The 17,259-nt window shown below is 68.9% G+C and carries 18 protein-coding genes; 5 read left to right on the forward strand and 13 right to left on the reverse strand.

The window, feature by feature from the left end:
- Entirely contained in the window at positions 1 to 621 is a 621-nt protein-coding gene (locus tag FU260_RS20565; RefSeq protein ID WP_147918740.1) for a ribonuclease D, read from the forward strand.
- On the opposite strand, the gene FU260_RS20570 is transcribed toward FU260_RS20565, so the two are convergent.
- The 4 genes from FU260_RS20570 to FU260_RS20580 form a co-directional block, all read right to left on the reverse strand.
- Positions 618 to 1,346, reverse strand: a complete 729-nt coding sequence (locus FU260_RS20570) for an HIRAN domain-containing protein (RefSeq protein WP_147918741.1) — start codon at positions 1,344 to 1,346, stop codon at positions 618 to 620. The genes FU260_RS20565 and FU260_RS20570 overlap by 4 nt on opposite strands.
- Before the next feature lie 73 nt (positions 1,347 to 1,419).
- A complete protein-coding gene (locus FU260_RS23710; RefSeq protein WP_168211886.1) occupies positions 1,420 to 1,557 on the reverse strand; it encodes a hypothetical protein in 138 nt (45 codons plus the stop codon).
- Between the two features lie 826 nt (positions 1,558 to 2,383).
- Positions 2,384 to 2,611 carry a hypothetical protein gene (locus FU260_RS20575; protein ID WP_147918742.1) on the reverse strand — a complete coding sequence of 76 codons (228 nt, stop codon included), beginning with the start codon at positions 2,609 to 2,611 and terminating at the stop codon, positions 2,384 to 2,386.
- Positions 2,575 to 3,117, reverse strand: coding sequence for a hypothetical protein (locus tag FU260_RS20580; RefSeq protein ID WP_147918743.1), 543 nt, complete (start codon positions 3,115 to 3,117; stop codon positions 2,575 to 2,577). The genes FU260_RS20575 and FU260_RS20580 overlap by 37 nt, the downstream gene beginning before the upstream one ends.
- A 111-nt stretch (positions 3,118 to 3,228) precedes the next feature.
- Between FU260_RS20580 and FU260_RS20585 the strand changes: the two genes are divergently transcribed.
- From FU260_RS20585 to FU260_RS20600, 4 genes are all read left to right on the forward strand, one after another.
- Entirely contained in the window at positions 3,229 to 3,921 is a 693-nt protein-coding gene (locus FU260_RS20585) for a response regulator transcription factor (RefSeq protein WP_147918744.1), read from the forward strand.
- A 245-nt stretch (positions 3,922 to 4,166) separates the two neighbouring features.
- Positions 4,167 to 4,808: a DUF47 domain-containing protein gene (locus FU260_RS20590; protein ID WP_147918745.1), complete on the forward strand. Its 642-nt coding sequence runs from the start codon at positions 4,167 to 4,169 to the stop codon at positions 4,806 to 4,808.
- Between the two features lie 4 nt (positions 4,809 to 4,812).
- Positions 4,813 to 5,808 (forward strand): inorganic phosphate transporter, encoded by a 996-nt coding sequence (locus FU260_RS20595; protein ID WP_147918746.1) that lies wholly within the window; start codon positions 4,813 to 4,815, stop codon positions 5,806 to 5,808.
- 298 nt (positions 5,809 to 6,106) lie between these two features.
- Positions 6,107 to 6,550, forward strand: a complete 444-nt coding sequence (locus tag FU260_RS20600) for a septum formation family protein (RefSeq protein WP_168211887.1) — start codon at positions 6,107 to 6,109, stop codon at positions 6,548 to 6,550.
- A 315-nt stretch (positions 6,551 to 6,865) separates the two neighbouring features.
- Here FU260_RS20600 and pstB read toward each other — a convergent pair whose 3' ends face one another.
- The 9 genes from pstB to FU260_RS20645 form a co-directional block, all read right to left on the reverse strand.
- Positions 6,866 to 7,645 (reverse strand): phosphate ABC transporter ATP-binding protein PstB, encoded by a 780-nt coding sequence (gene pstB, locus FU260_RS20605; RefSeq protein ID WP_147918748.1) that lies wholly within the window; start codon positions 7,643 to 7,645, stop codon positions 6,866 to 6,868.
- An 85-nt stretch (positions 7,646 to 7,730) separates the two neighbouring features.
- Positions 7,731 to 8,780 carry a phosphate ABC transporter permease PstA gene (gene pstA / locus FU260_RS20610; protein ID WP_147918749.1) on the reverse strand — a complete coding sequence of 350 codons (1,050 nt, stop codon included), beginning with the start codon at positions 8,778 to 8,780 and terminating at the stop codon, positions 7,731 to 7,733.
- Positions 8,780 to 9,754, reverse strand: coding sequence for a phosphate ABC transporter permease subunit PstC (gene pstC / locus FU260_RS20615; RefSeq protein ID WP_425328560.1), 975 nt, complete (start codon positions 9,752 to 9,754; stop codon positions 8,780 to 8,782). Before pstC ends, pstA begins: the two co-directional genes overlap by 1 nt.
- A gap of 83 nt (positions 9,755 to 9,837) precedes the next feature.
- Entirely contained in the window at positions 9,838 to 10,932 is a 1,095-nt protein-coding gene (locus tag FU260_RS20620) for a phosphate ABC transporter substrate-binding protein PstS (RefSeq protein ID WP_147918751.1), read from the reverse strand.
- Positions 10,933 to 11,115: 183 nt separating this feature from the next.
- Complete coding sequence (locus FU260_RS20625) at positions 11,116 to 12,099, reverse strand: NUDIX hydrolase (protein WP_147918752.1); 984 nt, start codon at positions 12,097 to 12,099, stop codon at positions 11,116 to 11,118.
- Position 12,100: 1 nt separating this feature from the next.
- Complete coding sequence (locus FU260_RS20630; RefSeq protein ID WP_235912467.1) at positions 12,101 to 14,296, reverse strand: RNA degradosome polyphosphate kinase; 2,196 nt, start codon at positions 14,294 to 14,296, stop codon at positions 12,101 to 12,103.
- A gap of 117 nt (positions 14,297 to 14,413) precedes the next feature.
- Positions 14,414 to 15,358: a mycothiol synthase gene (gene mshD / locus FU260_RS20635; protein WP_147918754.1), complete on the reverse strand. Its 945-nt coding sequence runs from the start codon at positions 15,356 to 15,358 to the stop codon at positions 14,414 to 14,416.
- Between the two features lie 4 nt (positions 15,359 to 15,362).
- The gene (locus FU260_RS20640; protein WP_147918755.1) at positions 15,363 to 15,995 is read right to left on the reverse strand and encodes a hypothetical protein; all 633 of its coding nucleotides are present in this window, start codon (positions 15,993 to 15,995) and stop codon (positions 15,363 to 15,365) included.
- 46 nt (positions 15,996 to 16,041) lie between these two features.
- Positions 16,042 to 17,250 (reverse strand): alanine racemase, encoded by a 1,209-nt coding sequence (locus FU260_RS20645; RefSeq protein ID WP_342355244.1) that lies wholly within the window; start codon positions 17,248 to 17,250, stop codon positions 16,042 to 16,044.
- Positions 17,251 to 17,259: the final 9 nt, after the last annotated feature.

Here is a 17,259-nt window from a genome sequence, read left to right on the forward strand (position 1 = left end):
ATGGGCGCGACTGTGGTCGAGGGCGATCTACCGGAGGACATCGCCGATGCGCTGCGGACCGCTGAGCGCATCGCCGTCGACACCGAGACGGGCGGTCTGAGCTGGCCGGAGGACCCACTGCTCCTCTGCCAGGTCTTCAGCCCGGCAACCGGTCCAGTCCTGCTCCGCAGCGTGCGCCGACGGCCAGAACGTCTCGCTGCGGTGCTTGAGGATCGCGGGGTCACCAAGGTGTTCCACTTCGCTCCGTTCGACCTGCGATTCCTAGCTGCCAGATGGGGGGTGCGCACTGTGGGTGTCGAGTGCACCAAAGCTGCCTCCCGACTGCTCGACCCCGATCTCCCGCACGCGGCGCACAGTCTGCAGTCACTAGTGGATCGACATCTGGGCATCACCATAGCCAAGGGGGCCACCCGCACCAGCGATTGGGGTGCCACGCACCTCTCCCCCGACCAGATCGCCTACGCGGCAGCGGATGTGGCTCACCTCCTCGACCTCGTCGGCACCCTCAAGGAACGCCTGGTGAAAGCCGGCTTGGACGAGACATTCCGAGCCGTCTGCGCGTACCTACCGACCGACGCCCAGCTTGAGGTGGACGGGATACCGAACCCGTTGCTCTACTAAGCCGCGAGCGCTTCCCAGCGCACTTCGGGGTCGAACCGGAAGCCATCCGGGGCCACCACGTCGAGATCGAGGACAAGTCGCACGTGCGAGGGTGTGCCTGGTTCCCCGATCCGCACGACGGAGACGGTCAGTGGCTGCGGCCTCATCAGCGTGCGGACATCCGCCGACAGCGCGCGCGGCACCCACCCGAGCGGTACATCGCCGGCCATCACCATGCAGGCCGAGGGATCTTCTGGGTTGTCTGATTCCGCATTCACCTGAAGCGTGTCGCCAGGCACCAACTGGGTAAGCGCAAGCTCGTGCTCATCGGCGGTCACACAGACCGAGTCACCGGCGACGCGGTGCGCAGCATCCGGCACATGGCGGATCCCACTGGTCAGGAACCGCGCCCGGGCACGACCGTCGACCACACTCGGCACTTCCATGAACTGAAGGGTGTCGCCGGCGCGACGTCCACCGGAGTGGGTGATCTGCTCCCAGGGTGTCGCCAGCTCGGGCGTGAGACCGATCGTGTGTAGGTAGTCCACGTAGTCCGGCCGCTCAGGATCCATCACCCGTTGCGCGAACACTGCGGGGATCCGGTCGCTGTCGTAGCGCCTATCCAGGTCGTCCAGACCAGGCAGCGGACGAAAGTCGGGCACGTCAGCAGCGCCGCGGGTATAGCGGAACGAGTACGTCGATCCCGAGCGGGAGAAGCGGCCGATCGGCACGATCTCCCTACTCACGGGATGCTGCCAGAGGACCAGGAGGTCGCGGGCCGTCGAGCCGGGACCCGCGCCAGCCCGGCGATCGAGCACACTAGATGAGTGCATCGCGCAACCTCCTCGCGTTCAGAATCAACAGGTCATGAGCAAACGTAGCCGCCGGGTCCGACATCGGCACGATCTCCCGGTCCCGGAAGGCGCTGAGCACCTGCTCGAGATCCAGGTCACGCACGCGCGAACGCCACCAGTCTGCCCCCTCGCGCGAACAGAGGGCGAGCGCTGAGACCGCGTGTGCCACCAGACTCGGCGCCCTGCCAACATGTTCGAATCGCCACGCCGTGCCCCGTTCGGCCCACTTCCTGAGCCTGCGCGGTTCCGATGTGCAGTCCCTTCTCTGGAGTCCTGTTCGTTGTAGCCGAGGCTTGAGGCATGGTCATAGGACGGCGAGAGTCGTGGTGGGTCGCTGCGTAGCAGGGGAATGAGCACCGCCCAGTTCTCCTCGTGCCGGTCACGATTCGCGATCAGCGCATCGAGCATCAGGTACCCGCAGAACACGTCGAACCCGGTCAGGGATTCCGGCCCTTCGAACCCCGGCGGGGCTTCGACGCCCTCGAGGGCACTTTTGATGTTCGTGGGCGTGTGCCCTGGGCGCCGCACCGTGGGCCGAGCAGGGTCGCAACCGGGCTCACCTTCGCGATGCGGAAAGTAGCCGGGCGCCGCCGCCAACTCCAAGGCGGTGGCGCCGGGGTACAGCGAATAGCCGCGGGCCACCACATCAAGCGAGATCGAGCCCCTGCGGCCGTGGCGCACACACATCCGGGTCGTGGCACACGGCACGCCCAGGGCCATCGCTACCTGAGTCGATACAACTTCTGACCAGTCCTCACCCTGCTCCACGCCGTTCTGCGGAATGACTGTGTCCTTGTGCAGCCAGCGATACCTCGTGCCAGGTTCCTCGAGCCAGCGAGACTCCGACGTCCCTGTCTGTTCAGCACCAAGGACAGTCCACTCCGAGACGTCCCACTGCCGCAAGACCTCGGAACTCATACCGCGGCCGCTCAGCCCAGCACCAACCGACCGACGACGTACACCGGCACCCCTGCCACGGCGACCGGCAGCATCGCCGCGGCAAGCGCCGCCGTCGGCCTGCCGGAAGCCGGGAACTGCCCGAACAGGGCGTGCACGGCAGCGGTGAGCACTCCGGCGGCCAGTCCCACCAGGCCCCCGGTGAGCAACCCGACCACCTCGATCAGCGAGCCCAGCCCACCAGCAGCCCGGATGCGCAACCGAGCACGATCGTGGTCGCCGAACCGAACCAGCCGGGGATCGGCAGCGCCGTACACGCCGAGGACACCGTCAGCGTCACCGCACCGACCAGCAGCAGACCCACGGAGACCTGGCCGGTGCCGATCGCCAACCAGCCGGCCGCCGAGGCCATCACGACGGCGCCGGTCACCACTCCCGAGACCGATTCCAGCAGCCGTGGTCGCCCATCCCGGCGGACCAGCTCGCGCACAAAGGCCGCCACCACGCCCACTCCGAGGACCACCGCCACGTAGAGCAGGTCGTTCCACACGAGCAGGGCGGCGATCGCCGCACCGCCGGTCAGGGCAAGCACCACCACCGCGCCCCGGCGCGCGGGCAGCTCGAGCAGTGTGGGCCAGCCGATCGCGAACAGTGCCGCGATCCCGGCCACGGTGATCACCAGGAGGGACCGGTCGCCGAAGGCCGTGATGCCGATCCCCGCAGCCGCAGTCGCGGTCACCACGGCCCGGAACGTGCCGCTGATCATGCCTCGGTCCACCTCATCTGGGAGATCGTACGTGCCGCCGCTGTCGGCGGGCGGCGAAAGGAGCGCCGTCTACTCGATAGGGTAAAGGTCCTCAGGTCGGGAGGAGCGCGCGTGGCTGACCTGTTACTGCTGACCACTGCGCCCCCGAACGGGGCACCGGTGATACCGGCGCTCGCCCTGTTGCACCACCGGGTCCGCTTCGCCCCACCCGACGCCCGTGCGGCCCTGGGCCACACGGACGCCGATGTGATCGTGGTGGACGGCAGCGACGACCTGGCACGGGCGCGGAGCACCTGCCGGACCCTGCGCGCGGCCGGTCTGGAGACTCCGGTGCTGCTGGTCCTGGGCGAAGGCGGGTTGCCCGTGGTCGGCGCGGACTGGGGGGTGAGCGACATCGTGCTCGGCTCGGCCGGCCCCGCTGAGCTGGATGCTCGGCTGCGGCTGCTGGTGGAGCGGGCCGGCGCGGCGGACACCTCTTCCGACCCGAACCAGATCGAGGTCGGCGACCTGACCATCGACCCGGGCGGGTACACCGCACGCCTGCGCGGTGTCGCCCTGGATCTGACCTACAAGGAGTTCGAGCTGCTCCGCTTCCTCACCCAGCACGACGGCCGAGTGTTCACCCGGGCCCAGCTGCTGCAGGAGGTGTGGGGGTATGACTACTTCGGTGGCACCCGCACCGTGGACGTGCACATCCGGCGGTTACGCGCCAAGCTCGGCCCCGAGCACGATCAGCTGATCGGCACCGTGCGCAACGTCGGCTACCGGTTCGACCGGCCGCAGGACCGTCCACCGGCGCCCTGATGCGGCTGTGCCCCCGCCACTCGGCCTCAGTGCGCGAGCACCCCGGTCGCGCTCGTACACTGGGGAGTGACACCGGGTCGCGCTAGCCCCGGGCTCCAACATCAGCCGCTTCGAGCGGCCTTCGCGCCGTCAGGCGCTGGGCGGCCCGGTGTCACTATCGGCTCCCGATCCCGCGCGGGCCAGACGTGCCGCCTGGAATGCTCTAGCCTGTTCGAGTTGACCTCCCCACCCTCTCGGAGTCTCCTGTGCGCTTTCGCTTGACCCCACGCGACGCGACGTTCTTCGACCTGTTAGCCGGCTCGGCGGGCCATCTGGTCACCGGCGCCGATCTGCTGGCTCAGCTCATCGGTGCCCCGCCCGCGCAGCGTCAGGCGTACGCCGACCAGCTCGGTCAGGCCGAGCATGACGCGGACGACAGCACGCACGCGATCATGCGCCGGCTGAACCAGACCTTCGTCACCCCGTTCGACCGGGACGACATCTACAACCTGGCGTCGGCTCTGGACGACTGCATGGACGCGATGGAGGCCGCCGGGGACCTGATCGTGCTGTACCGGGTGCACGACCTGCCGGACGGGGTGATGGCGCAAGTCTCCACCTTGCAGCGCGCCGCCGAGCTCACCGCCGCCGCGATGCCGCGGCTGCGGGATATGAGCGAGGAGCTCACCGAGTACTGGATCGAGGTCAACCGGCTGGAGAACGAGGCCGACCGCGCCTACCGCGACCTGCTCGCGCTGCTGTTCCAGAGCCCGCGCTACCAGGAAAGCCCGGCCGCGGTGATCGAGATGTTCAAACTCAAGGGCATCATCGACGTGCTCGAACAGGCTGCCGACTCCTTCGAGAAGGTCGCCAACTACGTCGAGACGATCTTCCTCAAGGAGTCCTGAGCCGGTGGAGCTCGTCCTCGTCCTTCTGGTCATCGTCGTCGCGCTGACGTTCGACTACACGAACGGCTTCCACGACGCCGCCAACGCCATCGCCACCTCAGTGTCCACCCGGGCGCTGACCCCGCGCGCCGCGCTGCTGATGGCTGCAGTGATGAACCTGGTGGGTGCACTGCTCGGCACCGGGGTGGCCGAGACGATCGGCAGCGGCATCGTCGAGGTCACGGCGGGCACCAACGGCCTCGTGGTGGTGCTGGCCGGGCTGCTCGGAGCGATCACCTGGAACCTGATCACCTGGTGGAAGGGGCTGCCGTCCTCGTCCTCGCATGCGCTGATCGGCGGCCTGATGGGGGCAGGGGTGGCCTCGATGTCGACCGTGCACTGGTCGGTGATCCTGGACAAGGTGGTCATCCCGATGGTGCTCTCACCGCTGGTCGGTTTCGGGCTCGCCTACGCGCTGATGGTGGCCGTGCTGTGGATCTTCCGCAATGCCGCACCGGGGCGGACCCAGCGCCGCTTCCGGGTGGCGCAGACCGTGTCGGCGGCGGCGATGGCGCTCGGCCACGGGCTGCAGGACGCGCAGAAGACGATGGGGGTGATCGTCCTGGCGCTGGTGGCGGCCGGTTGGCACACCGGCTCCGAGATCCCGCTGTGGGTGAAGATCGCCGCTGCGAGTGCCATCTCGCTGGGCACCTACTCCGGCGGCTGGCGGATCATGCGCACCCTGGGCCGGAAGGTGATCGAGCTGGACCCTGCCCGCGGGTTCGTGGCGGAGACGGTCGCCTCCAGCGTGCTCTACACCACGGCGTTCGTGTTCCACGCGCCGATCTCCACCACCCAGACCATCACCTCGGCGATCATGGGCGTGGGTGCCACCAAACGCCTCTCCGCCGTGCGGTGGGGTGTGGTGGGCAATATCGGCATCGCGTGGGTGCTGACCATCCCCGCGGCTGGCGGGGTCGCTGCGGCGCTGTTCTTCGTGTTCCACTTCTTCATGGGCTGAGCCGGTCGGGCCGGACCAACCAGCGCGTCGGACCGATCGGACCGATCGGCCAGGTCGGCCAGGTCGGCCACGCCCTCGGGGCTGAGCCGGCGACGGCGCACCCTCCCGGGCAGCATCGCGTTGCCGCGTCTCGTCGCTTCCCCACCGGCCACGACGACACAACATGGCAACACGATGTTGCCCTGGTCACATGGGGAGTTCGCCCCGTGGTTCCGCCTGTTTCCAGGGCCAAGTCCCCTCTAAGATGGCTGGCAGTACGCGGGAAACTCGTCCCGCAGTCAAAGTCTTGGGGAGCAAGATGAACACTGGTCGTATCGTCCGAACCGCCCTTGCCGTCGTCGGTGCCGTCGGGGTGAGCGCCTCGCTCGCCGCCTGCGGCGGACAGGTCGCCACCGCTGAGGTGGGATCCTGTGTGAACACGTCCGATTTCGAGGGCGAGATCACCGAGATCCCGACCGTCGACTGCTCCGAGGAGCACGACGCGCAGGTCTTCCACCTCTTCGACATGGACGACGGCGACTTCCCCGGTGACGACGCCATCAGCACCGCCGCCGAGGAGCAGTGCCTCCCGGCATTCGAAGAGTTCGTCGGCGCCGACTACCAGGAGTCCTCCCTGGACATCAACTTCATCGGCCCGAGCCAGGACACCTGGGACCAGGCGGACGACCGCGAGGTCATCTGCGTCCTGTACACGATGGACGGTTCCACCTCGACCGAGAGCTTCGAGGGCTCCGGTCTCTGAGCCGACTCTCACGCAGCACTGAGGGCCGCAGGCGATCCGCCTGCGGCCCTCTGCTGTGCGCACTCCCCCGCACATCTATCCCGCGGGGCCCCGCACATCTCTCCCCGCGCCCGCCCCACACATCTATCCCCGCGCCAACCCCATCCACCCGCGCACCGGGTGAATCGAATCAAGCGTTACCGCGCGCGGTGATTCGTGCGCGCGGGTATCGAATCACCGAGCGAAGTATCGACCGGCCGGGCGGTGACTGGGCGAGCCGCGAACGCTCGGCGACGGCCGCTCGACAGTGAGTGGCCTCGGTCGGCGCGGCAGCGATCAGCCGAAGCGGCCGGAGATGTAGTCCTCGGTGGCCTTCTCCGCCGGGGTGGAGAACATCGTGGTGGTGTCGTCCATCTCGATCAGCCGGCCCGGCTTGCCGGTGCCCTCGATGTTGAAGAAGCCCGTCCGGTCGGAGACCCGGGCGGCCTGCTGCATGTTGTGGGTGACGATCACGATCGTGTAGTCGTTCTTCAGCTCGTGCACCAGCTCCTCGATCGCCAGGGTGGAGATCGGGTCCAGCGCCGAACAGGGCTCGTCCATCAGCAGCACCTGCGGCTGTACGGCGATCGCCCGGGCGATGCACAAGCGCTGCTGCTGCCCGCCGGAGAGTGACGAGCCAGGCTTGTCCAGCCGCTCCTTGACCTCGTTCCACAGGTTCGCCCCGGTCAGCGAGCGCTCCACGAGCTCCTCGGACGCTGCCTTCGACATCCGCCGGTTGTTCAGCTTCACCCCGGCGAGCACGTTGTCCGCGATGGACATCGTCGGGAACGGGTTCGGCCGCTGGAACACCATGCCCACCTGCCGGCGCACCTCCACCGGGTCGATGCCGGGGCCGTACAGGTCCTGCCCGTCCATCACGGCCTTGCCCTCGACCCGGGCACCGGGGATGACCTCGTGCATCCGGTTCAGTGTCCGCAGGAAGGTGGACTTCCCGCAGCCGGAGGGCCCGATCAGCGCGGTCACGCTGCGCGGCTCGATACTCATGTTCACGCCTTCGACGGCGAGGAAGTCGCTGTAGTAGACGTTCAGGTCGGAGATATCGATTCGTTTGCTCATCAGTAGTCCTTTGTCCCAGAGCCCTGCGGTGCCTCAGATCGGCGCGCCTCGTGCGTGGGCATACCCACGCGGCAGCTGCTCGCGCTCATCGAGACACCTTGGGGGTGAAGTAGCGGCTGATCAGCCGCGCGATCAGGTTCAGCAGCATCACGATGATGATCAGCGTGAGCGCACCCGCCCAGGCACGGTCGGCGGAGGGGCCGCCCTGCGCATACTGGCGGTAGACGTACACCGGCAACGTGGCGATCCGCCCGTCGAAGGCGTTCCAGTTCACCGACTGCACGATGCCCACGGTGATCAGCAACGGAGCGGTCTCCCCGATGATCCGGGCGAGGGCGATGATCACGCTCATCGTGATCCCGCCGATCGAGGTCCGCAGCACCACCTTGACGATGGTCAGCCACTTCGGCACGCCGAGTGCGTAGGAGGCTTCCCGCAGCTCGTTCGGCACCAGCCGGAGCATCTCCTCGACGTTGCGCACCACCAGCGGGGTCATCAGCACGGTCAGTGCGACACCGCCGATCAGCGCCGCCTTGTAGTCCGGACCGGCCACCACGAGGAACATCGTGTAGGCGAACAGCCCCGCCACGATCGAGGGGATACCCGTCATCACGTCCACGAGCAGGGTGATGCCGCGCTTCAGCCGGCCCTGGCCGTACTCGACCAGGTAGATGGCGGTGAAGATACCCAGCGGGATCGCGATCACTGCGGCGATCCCGGTCACGTACAGGGTGCCGATGATCGCGTGGAACGCACCGCCGGAGGCCATCGAGCCGAACACGCCGACCATGTCCGTGGTGAGGAACTCCCAGCTGAACTGCTGGATGCCGTCACCCACGACGATGCCCAGCAGGGTGATCAACGGGATCACGGCGAGCAGGAAGGCCACCGTGACCAACGCCGTCGCCAATCGGTCCTTGGCCCACCTGGGCCCTTCCACCACCCGGGAGAGCACGGTGATGGCGACGGCGTAGCAGAGCGCGCCGAGGGCGAACAGCCCGCCCAGAGTAACCTGGCCGAACAACGCCAGGATTCCTGCTGCTAGGGCGAGCGAGGCGAGCAGAGTAACGGGCGGGGCCCACCGCGGTAAGCGGCGGTGGCGCCGCACGGGCAGGGGCGGGGCGGCGACTGCCATCAGTTGGCTCCTGAGAACTCGGCGCGACGATTGATGATCCACCGGGCCACGAGGTTCACGGCGAAGGTGAACGCGAACAGGATCAGCCCGGAGGCGATCAAGGCGTCCACACCGTCGGCACCGGCCTCCGGCAGGTGGCTGGCGATGTTCGCAGCGATCGACTGGTGCTGGCCTGGTTGCAGCAGCAGGAAGTTGACTGCGTAGCCCGGCGAGAGCACCATCAGCACGGCCATCGTCTCCCCCAGCGCGCGGCCGAGGCCGAGCATCGAGGCAGAGATGATGCCCGAACGTCCGAACGGCAGGACAGCCTGCTGGATCATCTCCCACCGGGTGGCGCCCAGAGCCAGGGAGGCCTCCTCGTGCAGCCGCGGGGTCTGCAGGAACACCTCGCGGATGGTCGCGGTGATGATCGGCACGATCATCACCGCGAGCACCAGACCCGCTGTCATGATGTTCCGGGCCGGCGCCTGATAGTCGCTGAAGATCGGGATGAAGCCGAGGTGGGTGCTCAACCAGGCGAACAGGGGGTGGACCAGCGGCTGCAGCCACTGGATGCCCCACAGGCCGAAGATCACCGACGGGATCGCGGCCAGCAGGTCGATCATGTAGCCGAGGAACTGGGCCAGCCTGCGGGGGGCATAGTGCGAGATGAACAGCCCGATGCCCAGGCTCAGCGGCACCGCCACGATCAGCGCGATCACCGAGGACAGGATGGTCCCGAGGATCAGTGGCAGGACCCAGGCCCACAGGCTGCGGTCCATCATGAAGTCGACCTCGGCGAACGCCGACGTGTCAGCGGTCAGTGCCGGCCAGGCGCGGTAGAGCAGGAACGCAGCGACCGCTGCCAGGATCACCAGGATCAGCACGCCGCTACTGGTGGAGATGCCGCGGAAGATGCGGTTGCCCAGGCGCCCGCCGTTGCCACGGACCGGAGCTGCCGCCGGGCGCACCTCGGCGTCGGAACTCTGGGTCACGTTCACTGATCCTCCATCACAAGTATTACCTGGGCAAACGCACGCTGGGCCGTGCCGGGCTCACCCGGCACGGCCCAGTGTGGTCAGCCAGCTGCAGAGATGGTCTCCAGCGCGGCTTCGACGTTCCCCCGCAGCTCGCCGGAGATCGGGGCGGCGCCAGCCACGTCCGGCTGTGCCGCGCGCTCCTGACCCTCCTCGGAAGCGACGTAGCCGAGGTAGCCCTGCACCAGCTCGGCGTGCTCGGCCGAGTCGTAGGTCTGACAGGCGATGGAGTAGGACACCAGCACGATCGGGTACGCGCCGGACTCCTCCGTGTCACGGGCCAGGTCGATGGTCAGCACGGTCTCGCTGGCGTCCTCCGCAGGCGGGGAGACGTCCACGACGGCGGCAGCAGCCTCCGGGGAGAACGGTACGAACTCGTCGCCCACACCGATCGCGACGGAGCCGAGGTCACCCACGCGGGAGGCGTCGGCGTAACCGATGGTGCCTTCGGCGCCGCCCACCACCTCGAGCATGCCGGAGGTCTGCGCACCGGACTGGGTGCCGTCGATGGGCCACAGGCCGGCGGGGTCGTGCGTCCACGAGTCCGGCGCCGCAGCGGAGAGGTACTCGGTGAGGTTCTCGGTGGTGCCGGAGTCGTCGGACCGGTTCACCGGGATGATCGGCAGGTCGGGCAGCTCGACGTCCGGGTTGGCCTCGGCGATCGCGTCGTCGTTCCAGTTGGTGATGTCACCGGTGAAGATCTGCGCCAGGGTGTCCGGCTCGAGGTTGATGTTGGTGTCGTTCAGCTCGGGGAGGTTGTAGATCACCGCGATCGGGCTGATGTAGAGCGGCATCTCCAGCACGGGGCCGCTGCACCGCTCCTCCGCGGCTGCCATCTCCTCGGCGTCCAGTGCGGAGTCGGAGCCGGCGAACTGCACCGTGCCGTTGATGAACTGCTCCCGGCCGGTGCCCGAGCCGGTCGGGTCGTAGCTGACCGTGGCGTCCGGGTTGGCCTCCATGAAGCCGGCGACCCAGCCCTGCACTGCGTTCTCCTGCGAGCTGGCACCCGATCCGGCGATAGTGCCGGACAGGCCGTCCGCACTGTCGCCGTTCCCGTTGCCGTCGGACCCTTCCGATCCGCCGCCACACGCGGCGAGGGTCAGCGCGAGAGCGCTCAAGGCACCGATTCCCGCCATTCGGCGGCTGGTAAGACTCTTCACGTTCGTTCCCGTCTTCTGGTCGGTATCAGGTTCTGCGCACACTTGACCGGCGCATCCACGGCTGACGTTAGGTAGCGCGGGTGACCAGGCCGCCGGGATTAGGTGAACACGAGGTGAACTCGGCCCGGGAACGGCGTGATCTGGCCCACTATCCGCCGATCAGGAGGTGGGGCGGTACGCCTCGACGGAAACCACGCGCGCCTTGCGGTGGTTCCGCCGGGCCATGTGGATCACCAGCACCTCAGCGGTGCGCAGGTACGGGTTCTCCTTCGGCAGCCGCTTGGCCACCCGGTGCGGGCTGCGCTTGGTGACCGCCTCGAGCACGAACGGCAGCACCGGGCGGTGGGTGCACACGGCGGTCACCTCCCGGGGCCGGGCTAACAGGTCGTCCACCAGGGCGCGCACGCCGGCGGGGCGCTTCTTCGCCGAGGACTCGGTGATCTCCGGGGCGAGCAGCACGTCATTGTCGCTGGCCTCGGCGAACGGACGGACGGTAGCCGCGCATCGTTCCCACGGGGAGGAGATCACTTCCTGTACTCCGAAGGCCGCGAGGAGAGGGACCAGGTTCGCGCTCTGCTTCTGCCCGGCCGGGGTCAGCGGCCGGGTGGACTCCCCGCCCTTCCAGGCCGAGCGCTTCTTCGCCCGGCCGTGCCGCACCACCAGCAAGGTCCAGGTGCGCAGCACGTCGTCCTCCCACAGGTCCAGCAGGGCGCCGAGGGGCTCCTTGTCGTCCGAGCGGGTGAGCAGCTTGGCGGCCTTGCGCGCCTCGACCCAGCGGACCTGGTCCACCTCGTGCTTCGAGCACTTCTTGATCTTCCCCCGGGCATGCAGCGCGCCCGCGGCCGGCCCCTCGGGATCTACCGCGGTGGCCGCCCAGTAGTGGCAGACCTTCTTCTCACCGCCGGCGAGCTTGTACCGCACCGTCGGCAGCTTGACCCCGAGCAGCACCGGCACCCCGGTCTCCTCCTGCACCTCCCGCACCGCGCACATCGGCAGCGACTCGTCGGCATCGTCGAGCTTGCCCTTCGGCCAGGACCAGTCGTCATAGCGCGGCCGGTGGATCAGCAACACTTCCAGCTTCCGGCCGTTCATCCGCCAGACCACAGCCCCAGCCGCGACCACCTCGCGTCGAGACTTGCTCATCTCAGCGGTCCGTGCTGCGTCGGCGGCGGGTGGACATCAGGTGGTCGTGCAGGTCCAGCAGTCTGCCGCCGTCCTCATCGAGGTAGTGCCGCTGCCAGACCGGCTCACCGCCGACCTCGGTGTCCAGGTGCCAGGAGGACGTGGTGTCCGCCATCGAGAGGTCGATCAGGTTCACCAGTTCCTCCACCTGCCCAGAGTCGGTCACCCGAACCAGCACCTCCACCCGCCGGTCCAAGTTCCGGTGCATCAGGTCGGCCGACCCGATGAATACCTCCGGGTCGTCCTCGTTCGCGAACGCGTAGATTCGGGAGTGCTCCAGGAACCGGCCGAGGACCGAGCGCACCCGGATGTTCTCGCTCAGGCCGGGTACCCCCGCCTTGACCCCGGAGATCCCTCGGACCACCAGGTCCACTGGCACCCCGGCCATCGACGCCCGGTAGAACGCGTCGATGATCTCCTCGTCCACCACCGAGTTCACCTTCATCTTCACCCAGGCCGGGCGCCCGGCCTGGGCGGCAGCGATCTCCCGCTCGATCCGTTCGAGCAGGCCGCTGCGCACCGAGCGAGGGGCCACCAGGAGCCGGTGGAACTTGCTCCGCGGAGCGTATCCGGAGAGCTGGTTGAACAGTCGGGTCAGATCCTGGCCCACGTCCGAGGCGCAGGTGAGCAGGCCGATGTCCTCGTACTGCCGAGCGGTCTTCGGATTGTAGTTGCCGGTGCCGACGTGGCAGTAGCGGCGCAGCCCGTCCTGTTCCTGGCGCACCACCAGGGACAGCTTGCAGTGCGTCTTCAGCCCGACGATGCCGTAGACCACGTGCACTCCGGCACGCTCCAGCTTGCGTGCCCAGGAGATGTTCGCCTCCTCGTCGAACCGGGCCTTGATCTCCACGATCGCGAGCACCTGCTTGCCGGCCTCGGCGGCGTCGATCAGGGCGTCGACGATCGGAGAGTCTCCCGAGGTGCGGTACAGGGTCTGCTTGATCGCCAGCACGTACGGGTCCGCGGCGGCCTGGGAGAGGAACTGTTGCACGCTGGTGGAGAAGGAGTCGTACGGGTGGTGCAGCAGGATGTCCCGGGCGCGGATCGCGTCGAACATATCCACCGGCTTGGCGCTCTCCACCTCGGCCAGGCCGCGGGCCGTGGAGGCCACGTGCTGGGAGTAGTGCAGCTCGGGGCGTTCCAGATCGGCCACCAGGTTCAGCCCGGTCAGGTCCAGCGGCGAGGGCAGCTCGTACACGTCCACCTCGGCGATGCCCAGCTCGCGGATCAGCATCTCCCGCAGCCGCGGGGTGAATCCTCCGGCCAGCTCCAGCCGGACCGCGGGACCGAACCGGCGGCGCAGCAGCTCCTTCTCCAGCGCCTTGAGGATGTTCTCGGCGTCGTCCTCCTCGACCTCGAGGTCCTCGTTGCGGGTGACCCGGAACACGTGGTGCTCCACCACGTCCATCCCGGGGAAGAGGTAGTAGAGGAAGGAGGAGATCACGTCCTCCAAGGGCACGAAGGACCGGAACCCGTCGTCGTCGGGCGCATCCTCGGGCCGGTGCGGACGTCCGCGGGCGTCCACGGCGATGAACCGCGGTAGCAGCGGGGGCACCTTCACCCGGGCGAAGTGCTCTTTACCGGTGGTCGGGTTGCGCACGATCACCGCGAGGTTCAGCGACAGCCCGGAAATGTACGGGAACGGGTGCGCCGGGTCCACCGCGAGCGGGGTGAGCACCGGGAAGATCATCTTCCGGAAGAACTTGTGCAGCCGCTCCTTCTCGCTCTCGTGCAGCTGGTCGAAGTGCACCAGCGTGATCCCCTCGGCCGCGAGCGCGGGCTGCACCTGCCGGGCGAACACCTCGGCGTGCCGCGCACTGAGCTCGTGCGCCTTGATCGAGATCATCTCCAGTACCTGGCGGGGCAGCCGGCCGGAGGCCGCGGCGACCGCCATCCCGGTGGCGATGCGGCGCTTCAGACCGGCCACCCGCACCATGAAGAACTCGTCCATGTTGGAAGCGAAGATCGCCAGGAACCGGACCCGTTCCAGCAGTGGCAGCCCGTCGTCCTCAGCGAGTTCGAGCACCCGCTCGTTGAACTGCAGCCAGCTCAGCTCGCGGTCGGCGAACCGGCCCTCGGGCAGTTCGCCCGGAACTGGCGGCTCCGGCGGGGCCGTCAGGGTGCCTGGGGCGGACTCGTCCCCGGTCTGGGTGCTCATGAGGCCCATCGTGGCACTTCCGGACAGTGGCGGCTACCGAATGACGGCCGGTCGCGCCGGGGCACCGATCGGCCGACCGAGGTCCGATCTGCCGGTGGTCCGGCTGCGGAACCGGCCTCAGCCGGTGGGGCGCGCGTACTGGACGTCGGCGCGCTCCTTGGTGAACCCCACCCGGGCGTAGGTGCGGATCGCCGCGGTGTTCTCGCCCTCCACGTACAGCTCTAGCCGGTCCAGTCCGGTACCGGCGAACGCGGCCATCGCATGTGCGGTGAGCAGTCCGCCGAGCCCCCGGCCCTGCGCATCCGGGTCCACCCCGAGCGCATAGATTTCACCGACCGTTTCCTCGATCTTCACCCAGAGGCTACCCAGCAGCTGCCCGGTGACGGCGTCCTCGGCGAGGAAGAATACGGTCGGGTCGAACCAGGGCTGAGCGATCCGGGCGTCCAGGTCGGCGCGGGTCAGCCGGCCCTGCTCGGGGTGGTCGGCGAAGGAGCGGGCGTTCACCGCGAGCCACGCGTCCTCGTCCCGGCCCACCTCGAAGGTGCGCACCGTGATCCCCTCGGCGCCCGGTACCGGCGTCCGCTCGCGCGGCGCGGTAGTGCTCATCAGGTGCAGGTCGCGCACCCGCTGCAGGCCGAGGGCCTCGGCCAGCGCCTTCGCGGCCGGCAGGTCACCGTGCGCCCAGAGTCGCACTCCCGGCTCGGTGAGCACCTCACCGGTGAGCAGCCTGCCCAGTCCGCGGCGGCGACGGTCGGGGTGGATCGCGAGCTCAGCACCGCCGTCGTCGATCTGCGCGTAGCCGAGGATCTCGACGGCGGAGCCCTGCTGGCCCGGCTGCTCACCTCGTGCGGAGCTCGTCTCGGCCGGTGCGGTGAGCAGCAGGTGCGTCACCTCGCGGTGGGCATCGGTGAGGTTGAGCAGCATCTGCTCGGAGAACGCCTCGATCCCGTCCGCAGCGGCCACGGCCGCGGCCAGGTGGGTGACGCCGTCGGCCTGCGTCCCGCTCAGCTCCGCGAGGCGGGTGAGGGTGTGCTGACCCGGCCGGGCTGCGCCGTCGACCATCGCCTCAGTCCAGCTTTCCGGCGCGCCACAGGGCGGCTGCCTGCTGCAGGTCTTCGGCGGTGGACTGGAGCGCCCCGGCCCGGCGGGTGAGGCCTTCGGCACTGTCGGCGTCGGTGGTCTCCACCCAGTCTGCGTCCAGCGCGGTGCCGGAGACCAGCACGTGCAGGAACGCCGCGGCCCGGTCCAGCGCGACGTCCAGGTCACCGCTGAAGACCCCGCGCAGCACGGCGTCGGAGAGGTCGCACACCTCCTGCGGGCCGGGCGGGCTGGCCACACCTGCTACCACTGAGGGCACCTCCGCCCGGTGCAAGCCCAGGTGGTAGCGCTCGGAGATGGTGTGCGGATCGCGCTGGGTCCACTCCCGCAGCAGGTACAGCCGCCAGAGCGCCCCGGGCAGAGTCTCGGCCGGGCTCGCCGACCACAGCTGGGCGAGCAGGTCCAGACCTTCGGCGTCCACCAGCTCCACCAGGCGGCGCTGCAGGTCTTCGTCGGTGACCCGATCTCGCCCACCCTGCACGATCGCGGTGGCGGTGGTGTGCGCGAGCTCGTTGCGCTCGGCGGGATCGGGCTCACCGGTCAGGTTCTCGGCCTGCTCGGCGCTGAGGATGGCTGGGCGGCGGAACGGTGATGCGGGCACAGGTCTCCTCTCCAGGATCGACGTCTGCAGGGCAAACGGCCGTGGGTCAGCCGAAATTCCTGCCTTCCCCACGGTAGGTGGGCACAGTCTGCAGCACACGGGTGCCACGCACCAGGTGAACCGCGTCGAAGCGTTCCATCGCCTCCCCCCGCTTTGGCGTGCCGCAGCCAGACCCGGGAACCGATCGCGCCACCGTCCCGCCCGCGCGGGTACCGCAGCGGTGTCTGCACCTCCCCGGCGCCTTCGGCGGAGACCAACCGGGCGCCGTCCACCGGGCGGGGCAGACGGGAGCGATGGGCCGGGGCCCGGAGGCGACATACCCGCCACCGAACGCGGTGACGATGCCGCGGGCGGGGCGGCGCACCACGTCCAGGCCGAAGAAGGCCGCCGGGCGGGGGGTGAAGGCGTCATAGGAGTCGAACAGCGTGGGGCAGTACAGCCCGGAGCCCGCGGTGATCTCGGTGATGGTGGGGTCGGTCCCGGTCTGCTGCACCGATCCCGTGCCACCACCGTTGACCAGCATCGGGCGGCCGAGATGCTCCTCCAGGGCGGTGACCACAGCGGGCCGGCGGCCGGCGAGCTCGAGCATGGTCAGGCCCTTGATCAGCCGGATCGCCGGCGCCTTGACGCCGGTCTCGGGCATCCCGGCGACCTGGGCCTCGTAGAACATCACCCCGCGCACCCTCATCCTGCCGGTGCGCTGCACGCTGCGAGCCAGGGCAACGGCCTCCTCGGGGGTGCGCACCGGGGACCGACGCACCCCCAGGTGCACATGCGCAGCGCCCACGCCGAGCCGCAGCGAGGCATCGATGTCCAGGCAGACATTGACCGGCGGACCCTCGGGCGAGCCGGCCCGGATGAAGGCGCGCTCGACCAGCGCCACCTGGGAGACGTCGTCGATCATCACAGTGATCTTGTCCCGCGCAGCGGGTGTGCTGGCCAGGCGCACCAGTGCGGCGGTGTCCACGCTCGGGTACGCGAGCAGCACGTCGTCGATGCCGTCCTCGGCGAGCCAGAGCGCTTCGGCGAGCGAATAGGCCATCACCCCGGTGAAGCCGAGCTCCAGTGCGCGGTGGGTCAGGTGCCGCACCCGCACCGACTTGCTTGCCAGCCGCAGCGGCAGGCCGCCAGCCCGGGCGAGCAGGTCCGCGGCGTTGGCGTCGAAGCGGTCCAGATCCACCACGGCCAACGGCGCGGAGAAGGTGCGGGTGGCCTCTCGCCAGGGCGCTGGACGCCAGGACTGGGCAGGTCTCATGGCCCCCAT

The sequence above is a fragment of the Ruania zhangjianzhongii genome, from assembly GCF_008000995.1.
Taxonomy (GTDB): domain Bacteria; phylum Actinomycetota; class Actinomycetes; order Actinomycetales; family Beutenbergiaceae; genus Ruania; species Ruania zhangjianzhongii.